At 45.3% G+C, this 16101-nt stretch carries 13 protein-coding genes; 4 read left to right on the top strand and 9 right to left on the bottom strand.

What is annotated here, in order from left to right; genetic code table 11:
* Window positions 1-3 precede the first annotated feature (3 nt).
* Complete coding sequence (locus tag ABDV94_RS09995) at window positions 4-1905, bottom strand: amidophosphoribosyltransferase (RefSeq protein WP_343607019.1); 1902 nt, start codon at window positions 1903-1905, stop codon at window positions 4-6.
* Between the two features lie 172 nt (window positions 1906-2077).
* Here ABDV94_RS09995 and ABDV94_RS09990 point away from each other — a divergent pair, with 172 nt between their 5' ends.
* A complete protein-coding gene (locus ABDV94_RS09990; RefSeq protein WP_343607018.1) occupies window positions 2078-5980 on the top strand; it encodes a PKD domain-containing protein in 3903 nt (1300 codons plus the stop codon).
* On the opposite strand, the gene ABDV94_RS09985 is transcribed toward ABDV94_RS09990, so the two are convergent.
* The gene (locus tag ABDV94_RS09985) at window positions 5964-7364 is read right to left on the bottom strand and encodes a hypothetical protein (RefSeq protein ID WP_343607016.1); all 1401 of its coding nucleotides are present in this window, start codon (window positions 7362-7364) and stop codon (window positions 5964-5966) included. The two genes, ABDV94_RS09990 and ABDV94_RS09985, sit on opposite strands and share 17 nt — an antisense overlap.
* Window positions 7365-7367: 3 nt before the next feature.
* Complete coding sequence (mtaB, locus tag ABDV94_RS09980) at window positions 7368-8690, bottom strand: tRNA (N(6)-L-threonylcarbamoyladenosine(37)-C(2))-methylthiotransferase MtaB (RefSeq protein ID WP_343607014.1); 1323 nt, start codon at window positions 8688-8690, stop codon at window positions 7368-7370.
* 244 nt (window positions 8691-8934) lie between these two features.
* Here mtaB and cdd point away from each other — a divergent pair, with 244 nt between their 5' ends.
* Window positions 8935-9408, top strand: a complete 474-nt coding sequence (gene cdd, locus ABDV94_RS09975; protein ID WP_343607012.1) for a cytidine deaminase — start codon at window positions 8935-8937, stop codon at window positions 9406-9408.
* 184 nt (window positions 9409-9592) lie between these two features.
* Window positions 9593-10630: a methylmalonyl Co-A mutase-associated GTPase MeaB gene (gene meaB / locus ABDV94_RS09970; protein WP_343607010.1), complete on the top strand. Its 1038-nt coding sequence runs from the start codon at window positions 9593-9595 to the stop codon at window positions 10628-10630.
* Window positions 10631-10636: 6 nt separating this feature from the next.
* Here meaB and ABDV94_RS09965 read toward each other — a convergent pair whose 3' ends face one another.
* From ABDV94_RS09965 to ABDV94_RS09950, 4 genes are all read right to left on the bottom strand, one after another.
* On the bottom strand, window positions 10637-11647 hold the full coding sequence (locus ABDV94_RS09965) for a T9SS type A sorting domain-containing protein (RefSeq protein ID WP_343607008.1): 1011 nt from the start codon (window positions 11645-11647) through the stop codon (window positions 10637-10639).
* 94 nt (window positions 11648-11741) lie between these two features.
* Entirely contained in the window at window positions 11742-12392 is a 651-nt protein-coding gene (locus ABDV94_RS09960; RefSeq protein ID WP_343607005.1) for a hypothetical protein, read from the bottom strand.
* 3 nt (window positions 12393-12395) lie between these two features.
* A complete protein-coding gene (locus ABDV94_RS09955) occupies window positions 12396-13097 on the bottom strand; it encodes a LytTR family DNA-binding domain-containing protein (protein ID WP_343607003.1) in 702 nt (233 codons plus the stop codon).
* The gene (locus ABDV94_RS09950) at window positions 13081-14136 is read right to left on the bottom strand and encodes a histidine kinase (protein WP_343607001.1); all 1056 of its coding nucleotides are present in this window, start codon (window positions 14134-14136) and stop codon (window positions 13081-13083) included. The genes ABDV94_RS09955 and ABDV94_RS09950 overlap by 17 nt, the downstream gene beginning before the upstream one ends.
* A 96-nt stretch (window positions 14137-14232) precedes the next feature.
* Here ABDV94_RS09950 and ABDV94_RS09945 point away from each other — a divergent pair, with 96 nt between their 5' ends.
* Complete coding sequence (locus ABDV94_RS09945) at window positions 14233-14448, top strand: RNA-binding S4 domain-containing protein (RefSeq protein ID WP_343606999.1); 216 nt, start codon at window positions 14233-14235, stop codon at window positions 14446-14448.
* 223 nt (window positions 14449-14671) lie between these two features.
* On the opposite strand, the gene ABDV94_RS09940 is transcribed toward ABDV94_RS09945, so the two are convergent.
* Complete coding sequence (locus tag ABDV94_RS09940) at window positions 14672-15205, bottom strand: hypothetical protein (protein ID WP_343606998.1); 534 nt, start codon at window positions 15203-15205, stop codon at window positions 14672-14674.
* 86 nt (window positions 15206-15291) lie between these two features.
* The gene (locus ABDV94_RS09935; RefSeq protein WP_343606996.1) at window positions 15292-15816 is read right to left on the bottom strand and encodes a 3-hydroxyanthranilate 3,4-dioxygenase; all 525 of its coding nucleotides are present in this window, start codon (window positions 15814-15816) and stop codon (window positions 15292-15294) included.
* Window positions 15817-16101 lie beyond the last annotated feature (285 nt).

Below are 16101 nucleotides of genomic sequence, written 5' to 3'. Positions count from 1 at the left end.
CGTTTAATAAGCTCGTTCGTTTTTGCCTTCAATATAGTTAATAAAAGCTTTATTCACGACTTTATTTCCTCCCGGAGTAGGGTAGTCTCCCGTGAAATACCAGTCTCCGGTGTTCCCCGGACAAGCTTTGTGCAGGTCTTCTACCGTTTGATAAACGATTTTCACTTCCGCTTTGATATTTTCAGGAGTCAGCATTTTGGCAATCTGATCCGAAATTTCCTGTGGAGTGAACGGAGCATAAATTTCTTTTACATAGTTCACGATCTGCTCTTTCGGCAATTTTTCCTGTTCTTTTGATTTTTGATAGCACTCATCGATGATGTGCTGGCGCCCGCTTTCTTTCAATAACGTGATAGCGGCATCAAAAGCAATGAAATCACCCATTTTCGCCATGTCAATTCCGTAACAGTCCGGGTAGCGGATTTGCGGAGCGGAAGAAACGACCACAATGCGTACTGGATCCAAACGATCCAGGATGCGGAGGATCGACTGTTTCAGAGTCGTGCCGCGTACAATACTGTCGTCAATCACCACCAGGTTGTCTTTTCCTCTGACTACGGAACCATAGGTAATATCGTAAACCTGTGCCACCATATCGTCGCGGGCATCGTCTTGTGTAATGAACGTACGTGCTTTCGCATCTTTGATTGCAATCTTTTCGATGCGTGCTCTGCGTGTAAGAATTTCTTTCAGTTGTTCCGGAGTGTGTTGACCCCCCAGAGATAGAATCTGCTCGTATTTCTGTTCGTTCAAGTAATCTTCCAGTCCCTTGATCATTCCATAGAAACTGCTTTCTGCGGTATTTGGGATGAAGGAGAATACTGAATTATCCAGGTCGTGATCGATCATTTTCAACACGTTCGGAACCACGAAGCGACCGAGGTTCTTGCGTTCCTGGTAAATATCGTAATCGTTTCCTCTGGAGAAATAGATGCGTTCGAACGAACATTTTTTCGCTGCTTTCGGAGCGTTGATTTCCACTTCGGAAACCTGTCCGTTCTTTTTGATGATCAAAGCGTGACCCGGAGTCAGCTCCTTGATATCGTCGTATTTCAGGTTGAAGGCTGTCTGGATTACCGGTCTTTCCGATGCAACCACACAGACTTCTTCGTCTTCAAAATAAAATGCCGGGCGGATTCCGTTCGGATCTCTCAAAACAAACGCATCCCCGTGACCGAACAAACCTGCCATCGCATAACCGCCATCCCACACTTCAGAAGCGCGTTTCAGGATTTGTTCGATGTTGATGTTTTCGGCAATTTTCTGGTAAATATCGTGGCTGCTGTAACCCAATGCCTGGTATTTCTGAACCATTTCGTCGTTTTCCACATCCAGGAAATGCCCGATTTTTTCCAGTACCGTTACCGTATCTGATTTCTCTTTCGGGTGCTGCCCGATTTCCAGCAATACGTCGAACAATTCGTCAACGTTTGTAAGGTTAAAGTTTCCTGCCACAACGAGGTTACGCGTAATCCAGTTGTTTTGTCTCAGGAACGGATGACAGCTCTCAATTGAATTCCTACCGAAGGTTCCGTAGCGCAGGTGACCGAGGAATAACTCACCGGTAAAGCCTGCATGTTTCTTCAGATAGTCTACATCTTTCAATAATTCGGGATTTTCTTCCCCGATTTCATAAAAGCGTTTGTTGATATGGTCGAAGATATCCTGGATCGGTTTCGGATCGATGCTCCTGTAGCGTGAAATGTACCGCTCACCAGGTTCCATGTCTAATTTAATGTTCGCAACTCCCGCCCCGTCTTGTCCGCGGTTGTGTTGTTTTTCCATTAAAAGGTGGAGCTTGTTTAAACCATAAAAAGCCGTTCCATATTTTTCTACGTAATAGTGTAAGGGCTTTTTTAATCGAATGAGTGCGATTCCGCATTCATGTTTAATTGCATCGCTCATGGGCATCAAAAATCTTGGTGCAAATTTACGGATTCTAAATCGATTCAGGTAAGAAATGTTTCACCAAAAAACAACTTTTTATTGATATCTTAGTCTTAGTATTTAGAGCGCTGATTCTTCCTGTTTTAGCGGCTTGTTTTTTAGATAGATGTCTTTTTTGTAATTTAGATTTATGTCTCGTTTGATGTTGGTATTCCTGCTATTGATTTCGTGTGCTGTTTCGGCGCAGGAATCTGCAGTGACCCTGCGTCCGAACAGGGGGCAATGGGATTCCCGGATCGATTACATGATTGGACTTCAAAGTGGTAACATGTACCTGGAGCAAACCGGCTTCACCTATTTTTTCTATCGTTTTGACGGTCATAACCACGATGGGGAAGCACACGAACAGCCGGCTGAAGCTGTTTCCGGTTATTGCGTCAAATCCGTCTTTGTGGATGCGCAGCCTTCTCCGGGTGTCAAAGAATCCAAACAGCAACCGTATTACCGGAATTATTTTTTAGGCTCGGATCAGCGTAAATGGAAACCGGAAGTACACGATGTGAATGAAGTCCGGTATGAAAATAAATACCCGAATATTGATTTGGTTGTGACTACATCGAGCAACCAGGCAAAATATTCCTGGATTGTTTTGCCGGGAGGAAACCCGGATGCCGTGAAGTGGAAATACGATGGAGCAACCAAAACGGAACTGCTTCGATCCGGCGAATTGCGTGTAAATCACGGATTGGGATTTTTCACGGAAGGAAAACCGGTTGCCTGGAAAATGCGCAACGGCAGAAGAATTCCGCTTACGGTACAATATCAGGTAGAGGACGGTTTGTTTTCATTCGAATTGAGCGGAAATTTTACCGCTTCAGATACCGTTGTCATCGACCCTTCATTGACTTTCTCGACTTTCACGGGGTCACTTTCAGATAACTGGGGATTCACAGCGGCTCCCGATCCTTCCGGGAATTTATATGCCGGAGGAATTGTTTTTGGAGGAAGCTACCCAACCACAACCGGGGCGGTCAGTACGGCATTTAACGGTGGAACGGCAAGCGATGGCGCACCTGTAACAAGTCCGTTGCACAATGGATTTGACGTGTCACTTTCCAAATTCAACAGTACCGGAACAGCATTTATTTTCTCAACATACCTCGGAGGTTCCGGGAATGAGACCCCGCACTCCATCGTTTCGGATGCCCAAGGGAACATGTACCTGCTCGGAGTGACTTCTTCGGCAAATTTCCCTGCACTGGCAACTTGTTTCGACAATACATTTGGCGGAGGCCCTACCGTAAGTCCCGATAACCTGAAATTTACCGGCTCGGATATTTATGTTGTTGAGCTGAATCCTACGGGAACCAGTCTTTTGGCTGCAACATTTGTGGGAGGTTCCGGAAACGACGGAATCAGTTTCGGAACCTTGCAATACAACTACGGAGACAATTTCCGGGGAGAAATCATCGTGGATCAAAACTTTGTTTATTTCTCCAGTGTCACGCAGTCGGCAGATTTCCCGATTGTTTTGGGAAGCCAGACTTCGTTGAGTGGAACACAGGATGCAGTGGTCGTAAAAATGACCAAAAACCTGTCGGCTATTGTGTGGTCAACCTATTATGGAGGCACTTCGGACGAAACCGGGAACGGAATCCAGCTTTCAGGGAATGGAAGCCTGTATGTTGCCGGAGGAACGAATTCCAGTAACCTGAACCTGGGAACCGCCGGTTGGGATCAGAGCTACAATTCGGGAAGAGACGGCTTTTTGGTTCGTTTCGATGCTACAACCGGAACTTTGTTGAATGGAACTTACATCGGAACGGCAGATTATGACCAAAGCTATTTTGTGCAGGTCGACAACGATAATGATGTATATGTGCTCGGGCAGACGGCCGGCGACTGGACGATTACTTCCGGATGCTACGGAAATGCAAGCGCCGGACAGTTTATCATGAAATTTAACCCGGCACTGACTACCCAGCAGTGGGTGACGACCGTCGGTGCTGGTTCCGGAAACATTGAAATTTCACCCACTGCATTCCTGGTTTCGAACTGTAAAGACATTTATGTTTCGGGCTGGGGTGGATCGGTAAACTCTCAGAACAGTCAGGCAATAACGAGTTCTTCCAATAATTTCCCGGTCACATCCGACGCATTCCAGCCTACTACCAACGGAAGTAATTTCTGGGTAGCAGTGCTGTCTCAAAATGCGGCCACGCTGAAATACGCTACGTATATCGGAGGTTCTACTTCATCATATAATCACGTGGATGGCGGAACGAGCCGTTTTGATAAGAATGGAAATATCTATCATGCTGTTTGTGGTGCCTGCGGAGGAAACAATTTCGGATTTACGACCACACCGGGAGTAATCGGGCCGGAAAACCTAAGCGTGAACTGTAACTTGGCGGCATTCAAATTCGAACTGAGTACCATTGATGCGGCAGTTGCGGCACCCGATCCGCTGGTTTGTATTCCAGACCCGATCGTCTTCAATAACAACAGTGCAAACGGAAACAACTTCGAATGGCATTTCGGTGACGGGGCTACTTCCACATTGGTCAACCCGTCGCACGCTTACACCAGCCCGGGACAATATACCGTTACCCTGATCGTGAAAGATACGACACAGTGCTATGCGCCCGATTCCATCCAGTTTATTGTGAATATCGGAGATTTTAACGGCGGTGTAGTAAATCCGGTTGTGCATACCTGTTCCAATGTTCCGGCACAGCTCGAAGCATACGGAGGATCGGTTTATCACTGGGAACCGGCACAATTCCTCAACAATGCGAATATCGCAAACCCGGTGGCAACAGTGACTCAAAACACCACTTTTACCTGTATCATTTCAGACAGCTGTGGAGTAGATACGGTTTCCGTTCAGGTCATTACCATGGCCGGAACACTGGAACTTTCAAACGATACGGCAATTTGCGTCGGAACTTCGCTGAACCTGTTTGCCAATGGAGTTTCACAAGTTACCTGGAGTCCGCCGACTTATTTGGATGATCCTTCGAGTTTGACACCGGTTTCTACGCCTTTGCAGTCCATCACTTATTCGGTAAACGGAACTACTTCCGATGGATGTCAGCTGTCGGGAACCGTGCACATTCATGTCGATACCACGATGCCGCAACCCGTGATGCCGGACACGCTGACCTATTGCAGCGGCGGTTCGGGACAAGTCAGTGTTTCGGGAGCAACATCGTATCAATGGTCGCCGCCGGTAGATATCACGCCTACAAGCGGTCAGCTGGTAACAATCAGCACACCGAATAATCAATACTATTACTGCGATTTCACCAACGCCTGCGGAACGGTTCGCGACAGTATTTTCGTGATGAATAACGTTCCGAATATCCAGGCTGGAAACGACACGATTATTTGTCCGGGACAAACGGCTCCGATTCATGCTTCTGGTGGCGTTTCTTATGTTTGGTCTCCGGCTCCGTATGGAATTCTCCGTCCGGACCGATCGGAGGTATTGGTGAAACCACTTGTTCCGACAAAATACACCGTCACTGCAACCGATCAGTATGGTTGCGTCGATACGGCTTCCGTATGGGTTGATTTGTTTCCGTCGCCGTTTGTGCAGACAAGCCCGGATGTGTATGCCATTATTGGAGAAACCATCCAGCTGAATGCTATTTCCAATACAGCTGTTTCGTATGTGTGGACTCCTGCGGAATACTTGTCTTGTAACGTGTGTCAAAACCCGGTAACACAGCCGGATAAACCGATGACATTTACCGTGACGGCTTATGATGCCAATGGTTGTACTGCTACCGATCAGGTGCACATTTTCTACGATGCGATTATCTTCGTTCCGAATACCTTCACGCCGAATCACAACGGGACGAATGAAACGTTCTTCGCTTTGGGAGTAAATATCAAAGATTTTCACCTGGATATTTTCAACCGTTGGGGAGAATTGATTTATTCAGGGGATGCCTTATCCCAGATGTGGGATGGAACCTATGCCGGAATGCCTTCTCCGGATGGCGTATATACGTGGAAAATCGAGTACGGTGAAATGACTTCAGCGGAAAGACATCAAATCGTGGGACACGTTAATTTGCTTCGTTAGAAAGTTTCTGAGACACTCTCAGGTTACATTCCCGAAAGTGATCCAAAAGAATCCGGTCTCCTTTTGCCTTTTTCAATCCCTCGATGTCTCCCAAATCAATCAGTTTATATTCTGATGTTTCATTGATGCCGTCGCGAAACACTTCGTTTACGGGAATTTGGTATTCTTTCCGGTAATAATTCACGATTGGTTCGTAGACCCATGAGCAGCTCAGTGTATGAGCCACCTGATTCCTGATCTCAGCTTTGATTCGGAGCATTCCCGTTTTGACGTGCTGGTCGCCCTTCCAGGTGATACTTTTATCACTGAATTCGTAGAAATCAAACAAGTTATTCAGAAGAAACAACCAGGAAATGGTTAGAACTGCAGTGTGCGCTATTTTTATCCGGATTCGATCCGCCTGGAGCAACAAAACGAGCAGGATTAACGGGTAGAGATAAAGCGTTGAACGCCCAATCGGGTAGAGTGCATCGAAAAGTGCGTGTTCCAGGAATAATGCCAGGACAATGGACGTAAGAACAATCAGTGAAATGGTGCCGGCATTGAATAACTGCCTTTTTCTGAAAGCAGCAATGATGGCGGCAAGTAAGGATGCATAAAGCAAATAACGCAGGAAAGCAATGTCCTTGAATTTAGTTTCCAGCAGGTGCACACCCGAATAAAAGATATTGTCAATCGTGAGGCTTAGTCGCCCGGAGCCATAATACAATTCACCTTTTTCTTTGAGAAAAAACAATTGGTTCAATGAAAATAGCAACGTGACTGCGGAGAGAGCGGCAATGATTCCCAACCAGGCAATCCGGTTTTTCGGTCGGGTTAAAAGCAAGTTTAGTAAAACCAATGCCTGAGCAACCAGGAAATAGTTCAGTGTATTCAGGTTGGCACTGAGTGCCAGGATCGAGAAAACAGTTGCAAGAATGTGGTGGATGCAGTTGTTTTTCTGCCGTGTTTCAAACACTTTGAAAAGATAGAACAGAGAAGCAGTAATACAGGCAAGGGAAATACCATAACCTCTGCACAAAGAGAAAAAATCCAGTAGAAAGGGATTGCCGCAGAGTAAGAACAGCAAGGTAATTTGTGTGAATGAAGCGGATAGGAATGTTTTAGCGATTTGATGCAAATAGAACCAGAATACAAGAAAGGAAAGCATGTTCGGAAGGCGCAACACCCATTCTTTTGCTCCGAAAAGATGCGTGAGAAAAGCACTCAGATGTGTATTCAGCCAATGATGATTGGCCGTGCTTTTGAGCATGTTATCTCCCTGGATGATCTTGTAAGTCAGGGCTTCATCGTGTGTGATACCGAGCGAAAATCCGCGAAAGACAAGGTAGCTGAAAACAAGAAGGAACGTGAGGTAGTAGGTTATGTGAACGTTTTTGGTCATGCCTTAAACGAATTCACATTTCAGCACTCCGTCGCGATCAATTTCTGTGAGTTGTACCTGCTGCATTTGATTTACCAAATCGGGATTGTAAGGCGTTTTCACTTTCACGTAGTTTTCAGTGAAGCCATACATGATTCCTTCGTCCTCTTCGGCTTCAAACAGCACGGTTCGTTTTGAACCCACCTGTGATTCGTAAAAAGCACGTTTCTTTTTGTCTGATAAAATATGCAGTTGCTTGCTGCGTTGTGCCCGCACCTGGTTCGGAACCGGATCACCCAATTTCACCGCAGTGGTGTTTGCGCGTTCGGAATAAGTAAATACATGCAAGTATGAAACGTCCAAATCCTTCAGGAAATCAACAGTCTCCATGAATTCTTCATCGGTTTCTCCCGGAAATCCGACAATTACGTCTACACCGATAGCACAGTCCGGGCGCAATTTTTTGATATGCTCCACACGCTCTACGTACAATTCACGTAAGTATTTTCTGCGCATGGCTTTCAGCAGGCGGTTGCTTCCGGATTGCAGCGGGATATGGAAATGTGGTACGAAACGCTTGGAATTTTCGAGGGTGAACTGAATGATCTCATCGCTTAAGAGGTTCGGTTCAATAGACGAAATGCGGTAACGGTCAATACCGTTCACATTGTCGAGTGCTTTTACCAGTTCAAAGAAGTTTTCATCGCCTCCCTGCCCGAAATCACCGATGTTTACCCCGGTTAGAACGACTTCTTTGATCGGTGTTTCGGCAATTTTTTGTGCTTCCAGAACGGTTTCCGCGATTCCGGCATTTCTGCTTTTTCCTCTTGCCAATGGAATGGTACAGAAGGTACAGAAATAGTCACATCCGTCCTGAACTTTCAGGAACGACCGCGTACGGTCTCCCATCGAGTGCGAAGGAATGAAGCTTTTGGTTTGTTTGATGTTTTCAAACTTTACGACTGCTTCAGTGGCTTCATTTTCCTGTTGTTTTTCCTGATCCAACGCATCGAGGTGTTCCACGATGTTGAATTTCTCATTGGCTCCGAGAACCAGGGAAACCCCTGGAATTTGTGCAATTTCTGTTGGTTTCAACTGTGCATAACACCCGATAATCGCAACGTACACTTCCGGGTTGATTTTTTTTGCCTTGCGAACGAGCTGCTTACATTTTTTGTCGGCATTTTCGGTCACAGAGCACGTGTTAATCACCAGGATGTCGGGTGTTTCTTCGAATTCAACCTTGGCAAATCCGGCGTTTTCAAAAAGTCTGGAAATAGTGGATGTTTCTGAGAAGTTCAGTTTGCATCCAAGGGTGTAAAAAGCGACTTTTTTAAACTGTTGCATTTTTTTTGCAGAATTGAGGGCACAAAGATAGACAATTTCAGGTGTTCAAAAAAATACGGGTGTAAGTATTAACCCGAATTAACTTTCTGCAACGCAATGAAAGTTAATTGACGATCAGCAGAAAGGGGGATGTCAGGGTTAATCCTGAAGCCGTTTTTAGCAAATCAAAGATCCGTGTGAGACAATTTTGCCGAATGCATAATTGAAGTGCGGATTAACTATATTTGTTAGTCTATAGCACAGCATGAAAAAGCAATTGACGATTAATTACGAATGGCTGGGTGACTGGAAAGAACTTCCTGAATCCGAACATATTCTGGTAGAAAAGGCACGTGAAGCGGTACAGGACGCGTATGCACCCTATAGTCATTTCAAGGTCGGAGCGGCGGTTTTGCTGGAAGACGGAACGATTATCAAGGGGAATAACCAGGAAAATATTGCTTATCCGAGTGGATTGTGTGCCGAAAGAGTGGCTTTGTTTTATGCCAATGCAACTTATCCGCAGACCAGTGTCAAAACGATTGTGGTGTTGGCAGATGGAGATTTGATTGCTCCGGATGAATGTGTTTCACCTTGTGGTTCGTGCAGACAGGTTATTGCAGAATCGGAGGCACGCCAGAAAGCGGACATCCGCATCATTTTGGTATCGCAGGACGGGAAAACCTGGATTTTCAACAGCATTAAAGATATTTTAGTATTTCCTTTCGGAGTGAAGTGAAATCTGGCCTAAAGACAGGGCCGATGATTTTCATATTGAATGGAAGTTTTTGTTGTTCAAAAGTTCAGATTTTAAGGAGCACTTGAAACTCTTTGAACCTTTTCAACACTTTGAACAAATCGGGTTTTAATAGGAACAAAAACGTTAGATTAACGCGTATTCAAGGTAAATTGTATAGTACACCATGAACGAAAAACGGCTGGAAGAATGGCTTTCCTCGCGAAAGAAGGTCAGGGAAAACAGAACCCCTGATGTGTTGTTTGATGCAATCCGCAAAGGAGATCGCACGGCATTGAGTGGTGCCATTACCTTGCTGGAAAGCACGCGGGAGGAAGACCAGGAAACGGCCCGGGAATTGATCCGCCGCTGTCTGCCTTTTTCCGGAAAGGCCATCCGTATTGGAATTACGGGGGTTCCCGGAGTGGGGAAAAGTTCGTTTATTGAAAAATTCGGAAAAACGATCCTGGAATCACGTGGAAAAGTAGCGGTTCTGGCAATCGACCCGAGCAGCGAACGCACAGGCGGAAGTATCCTGGGAGATAAAACCCGGATGGAGACGCTGTCTCAGAATGACCGGGTGTTTATTCGACCTTCTGCTGCCGGAAGTACTCTGGGAGGCGTTGCCCGCAAAACGCGTGAAACAATTATTTTGTGTGAAGCCGCCGGATTTGATGTGATTTTGATCGAAACGGTCGGGGTAGGGCAATCTGAAATCATGGTGCATTCGATGGTGGATTTCTTCCTGCTGTTATTGCTTGCAGGTGCCGGCGACGAATTGCAGGGAATCAAACGCGGGATCATGGAAATGGCGGATGGTTTGGCAGTCACCAAATCTGACGGAGACAATGTGAACAAGGCAAAACTGGCTTCGCGGGAATTGAAGAACGCAATTCACTTGTTTCCTCCTACTTCCAACGGATGGATTCCGGAAGTCAAAACCTGTAGTTCGCTGGAAGAAACCGGGATTGATGCGGTGTGGGAAATGATCGAACGTTTTGAGCGTCACACCCGGCTGAACGGAAGTTTTGAGGCGAAACGAAAACATCAGGATTTGAACTGGATGCACGAAACCCTCAAAGACTTATTGCTTCAAGGGTTGTGGTTTCAGGATAAAATAAGAGAGTTCATCGGTGCCAAGGAAGCGGAAGTGGAGAATGGAAATATATCCGCATTTCAAGCTGCCGAAGAAATCTACCGTCTCTATAGAAACATAAACCAATAGTGCATCTTACTTAACAATCATTCTGTCGGACTTTTCAAAAGTCCCGTTGTTATTCTCCACCGTTATCCTGTACATATAAATTCCTGCAGATAGCGTTCCGCGGTCGAAAGAAAGCGTGTGTTTTCCACTTCCCAGTGAGCTCGATACCGGTTTGGAAACGAAACGCCCGTTCAGATCCATAATCTGGAGAGTGACTTTCGAATCCGAACGAAGCGTTATTGCAAAATATCCCTGGTCTTCAATTGGGTTTGGATATACCGTTGAAAGATCAAAATCCGGAGTTGTCAAATCAGCGACACCCAAAACAGGTCCGTTTACACGAATTTCATGGGTAAGGACGTATCCGCCGGAAACAGAACCTGTGACGGTGCACATTTCAGAGTTGGTACTGTCGTCACTGAATACATTGTCGCTTGCATTGTATGTGTAACCGCTCATTCCTTTGGTGTATCCGTAGGCTGTAGCGGAGTTTACCAATTCTACGGCGCTTCCGCTTCCTTCAGGGAAGGAAATCTGTGTTACCAGAAGGGAAGTTCCTGCCGAATTGTAAATGTGAACGTGAATATGCGTTGCCCGGCTGGTGTACCATCCCGGGAAAATAGAAACAAAATTCACTTCACCGTTTGCGTTAGTTGTTTGTCTGCCGCGCAGGAAGTGATAGCTGGTGTAATCTGTCTGCTGCATCGTTGTACCGCCGTATTCGGAGTAATTTCCGTCTTTGTCGCAATGCCAGATATCTACAATCGCACCTTCCAAAGCGGCGCAGTCGTTGTTGGTGTTCAGGATTTTAATATTAATCGTGAACGCAACCCCGGTTCTGTCACCGACAATGTTTGTCTGTACCAATGTGCCTGGATTGATTGTCGGGAAAGGTCCCGCTGTTTCTGATGGCGAAACGATGCAGTTAGCCTTTTCATTGTCGTCATCCTGCCCAGGTTTATTCCCCAAAACATTCGGAGCAATTGCTGCCATTCCGAGCAGACTTACTCCACTGATTAAAAACTTTTTACGATCCATAACAGTTGTTTCATTTTACGGTACGAAATCAAATGTATAGAAGTCTTTTTTGGGATACTAATTTTTGCGGTGAATAGCCGATTTTGTGAGGCGTTTAGAAGGAAAAGAATAAAATGACGGCATTTTCGGAAAGTGCCTCAAATTCCAGGTTCGGATCGTGAACAGCAAGCAGGCTGTCATTAGTCTCCATTAAGCGGTTTTGAACCTCAAATGCTCCGTTGACAATGGTCACGAATGTGTTGCTGTTCGGACTGCTGAATGTTCTGTCTTGTCGGCCATCAAAAACTCCGATCGATAAACTGCAAACGGAAGATTCACAACAAGCCATCAGTTCATTCCGTTTTTCCAGTTGGTAGGAATGTAATCCGTTTTCCAGGCCGGTATTTTTCAGCTGGAAGGTATAAAACCGGGTTGTTTCATTGGGAAAATCGTTGGTGAGGTGTACCTGTTCACCCGGAGCTGCGATAAAGAGTTCCAGTGGACAAACGCTCCTGGAAGCCGAATCCGTACGAACATACAGTTCTCCTTCAATCGGTAGAATCAGCAGAAAGTCTGTTTCACTGAATACCTCCAGCCGCTTTGTTCCGCTGAGGTAATGTTCCGAAAACTGAGCCAGGATTCCGACCGGGTTGCGTGATTCGTGGAGGTAATTTCCTTCATTGAAGGTTAGGTATGAGTTTCTCTGCTCTCCGTTGATTGCTCCGCGAAGATCACTTCTGAAAAGCTGGTAAAATACCTCCGGCATAAGCTATTGATTGTTTAGTGCGTTCAAAAAAGCTTCTTTGTACTGAATACTCACCGGAAGTTCTTTTTCACCGATCACCACTTTGTTTTTCTGATAGCTGTTGATTTTGTCGAGTGCGATCACATACGAACGGTGAATCCGCATGAAGCGTGCTGCCGGAAGTTCCTGCGTGAATGCTTTCAGTGTATTTCGGAATGTAATGGAATCCCGGTTTGCCAGGTTGATCGTGATATTGTCGTCCAGGCTTTCGATGTACAGGATATTGTCCAGCTTGATCTTTTTATTGGAATAGTTCACCTTCACCACAATTTCTTCCTGGATGATTTTCTGCAGGGATTCGAGTTCGATGATGCGGATGGCTTTTTCCACTGCCTGGTTGAACCGGTCTGCGGAATAAGGTTTGAGAATGTAATCTACCGCAGAGAGGTTAAAACCTTCTATGGCGAATTGCTCGAAAGCCGTTGAGAAGATTATCTTGACATTTTTCGGGCATTTTTTTGCAAATTCCAGTCCGTTCATCCCCGACATTTCAATGTCGAGTAGCAAAATATCGACCGGGTTTTCGGAGAGGAAATCCAATGCTTTATGGGCGCTGCTGAAGCCTTCCAGGAATTGTAAATGGGGAATTTCGGAACAAAACCGTTCAATTAACCTAATCGAAGGAGTTTCGTCGTCAATAGCAATTAACCTATAATGTTTGGCCATTTTTAAGCTCAATTTCTAAATATACCTGAAACTCCTGTTCGTTTTCCCGGATCTTCAGCTGATGTTTTCCCGGGAACAGCAGATTCAGCCTTTCCGTCGTTTTAGTCAGCCCCAGTTTTTGAGCCAGAAGCAGGTTTTCTCCTGCATGATTATTTTTTCTGTTAAAGGTTGTAAGTTTCAGGATATTTCCTTCCGAAAGAATGCGAATCCGGATCGGGGAATCTTTGTCTGGGTGAATTCCGTACTTGAAGACGTTTTCAATGAGCGGCATCATCAAAAAGGGCGAAATTTGGATTCCGGGATCGGCTTCCGGGATGTCAATTTCCCAATCGGCATCGTTTTCAAAGCGAAGTTTCTGGAGGCCAATGTATTGCTTGCAGAAACGCAGGTCATCGTCCAGTTTTACCAGCAGTGAGCCGTCTGTTTTCAATAAATACCTCAGAATTTCGGAAAGTTCCAGGATGTATTTGGGCGTTTTTTGCGGTTCCAGGATGGAAATAGAGTAGATGTTGTTCAAGCTATTGAAGAGGAAGTGTGGTTGCAGTTGATATTTGAGGTTCTGGAGTTCAGCCTGGTATTTGTCGAGCTCAATCTGCTTCGCTTTTTTATTCAGTCCCAGGGAAACAGAAAAAAGCAGGGCAAGTAGAAACGGAACGATCAGGTTGATATACGGATAAAAATCAAAAGGAGGCGGACGGTGGAAGGAATCGTCTCCGTGAAACCCTCCAGGATTCATCGGTCCGGGCCTGCGATCCGGGAATAACAGGAAATCCAGCAGGATAATCAGTGCCAGGCTGAGGCAGATCCAGAAAGCATACAAGATGTATTGCTTTTCGAAGAAGTATTTGGGCAGGATGAGGTAATAATTTGCGTAGAAAAAGCCAATGACCAGCAGGTAACCTGTGAATACTCTCCGGAAGGGCGGAGCATTGAAAATGTCCAGGCTATAGTCGAAATCCGGTGAAGAAATGACCGGAATACTGAGAAAAAGCAAAATGAGTAAAAGGTGTACCAGAAGTACTTTCCAGGAGAGTTTCATGGATCATAATTTGCGATCAAGGTACGAAAATCATCGATGTGGCGCTATTGGGCTGTTCAAAGATTGTTTGACGGGTTTAAAGCGTACATTTGCATTATGGAAGAGATTGAATTCACGATCAATGGCGAGTTCATTGAATTAATCGGATTGTTGAAAGCGACAGGGATTGCTCAAACGGGTGGTCACGCGAAAATGATTGTTGAAGATGAGGAAGTTTACCGCAACGGAGAATTGGAAATCCGCAAGCGGGCAAAGCTGGTTTCGGGTGATGTGATTGAAGTGGGAGGAGAAGTTCGGATTGTATTGAAATAGGTTTTGGAGCATTTTATGCGCTGTATGACCTGATTTTGGTGGTGGTTCGCCATTTTGCAAATTGGCGAATTTGCGTTCGGAATGCTTTGATGGAGAGGTTGCGGGAAAGGCAATTAACGTAACAGCATTTGACCTCACCCGGACGTAATATTGCGGAATTACGTCCACCCTCAAACACAATTTCCAAAAACAAAAATCCCCCGACTCAGCCGGGGGATCGATATCAAAATAATTCCTGTAATTCTTTTCTTAAATACTCCACGGTAATTTCCGTCGGGAGTTTGCCTACTTCGGCAACGATTTCGAAAATCTTTCCTGCCAAATCCGTTGAAAGTGCGGTTGCATCCATTTGATTTCCTGCCAGGTTGATAATCTTGATCGTTTCCTCTTTCGAGTTGCGTACCATGTCCCACGCCTGAGGCGAGATAAACATCTGCTGGGAAACATTGTGATCGTATTCCTCACGAATGGCCTGCAACAAATCGGTTTGAAGTTTTCGTGCCGGAAGTCCCGGGTTGTGCAGGCGCATCACCAAACTTCCCGGATGAATACGTTCCATCAACAATGCAGCCCGTTGGTAAGCTTCCACACGCATCGGAAGAAAATGCTTCTGGCGTTCTTTCTTTAATTCGATTTGAGCGGCTCTGATTTCACGGTCTCCTGTTTTTTTCAGAAACAGGTAAGCCATCAGCAATACGCCTCCGGCAGAGATTAGGGAGATAAGTATTGGAAAAATAATTCCGATAAAAAGTTGCATAAATCTGGTTTTTCTGGATAACTCGTTTTTTGGTAAAAGTAACAATTAACTGAAAGAATCAGCAGTCGAAAACAGCTTGCAAAATGCTAGATGAATTTCGGGTCAGCTTCCATCACATGGCCGCATACGGTGCAGGTTCTCATGTCTTCGGAAGTGTAAAATTCTTTGAAGCGCGGCAGAAAATCTTTTTCGATATTATCCAGTTTGAAACGGTATTGTTTCAATTCGTGGTTGCATTTTTCACAAAACCAGAACAATCCATCCTGCATCTCCGTGTTTTTGCGCACGCGTTCGATTACCAGTCCAACGGTGTTTGGTCCGCGGCGTGGGTTGTGTGGAATGCGGGCAGGAAGCAGGAATAGCTCACCTTCCTTAATCACAATGTCTTTTGCCTTTCCTTCGTGCTGAATTCCAACGGTAATATCACCCTCAACCTGGTAGAAAAGCTCCTCGCTCTCGTTGTAATGATAATCCTTTCGGGCATTCGGGCCTCCAACGATCATGACAATGAAGTCACCCGCTTCTTTGTAGAGGTTTTTATTTCCCACCGGCGGTTTCAATAAATCCCGGTTTTCCTCGATCCATTGATGTAAATTAAAGGGCATTAACATAGTCTGTGTTTTTATCAAAAGTACCAAATGCAAGCACTAATTGCAAGAGCAGTTATAAAAAAGAACCCCGACGGTAAACGTCGGGGTCTCTTCGTAAATGTATTGTAAAAACAGCTTACTGAATCACGATACGGAATACTTTTTCAGCATTCTCACCGGAAAGTTTGAAGAAGTAGGTACCTCTTTCCACTTCCTTCAGATTTACTGTGTTTGTACCCAGTGAAATACTGTTTTTGTTTGTTTGAACGATACGTCCGTTTACATCCAATACAACCAGGTCGAAGT

Origin of the sequence: Fluviicola sp. (assembly GCF_039596355.1) — a bacterium.
Lineage (GTDB): Bacteria > Bacteroidota > Bacteroidia > Flavobacteriales_D > Crocinitomicaceae > Fluviicola.
The sequence above is the reverse complement of the archived record's forward strand: the minus strand, read 5'-3'. Positions and strand labels throughout refer to the sequence as shown.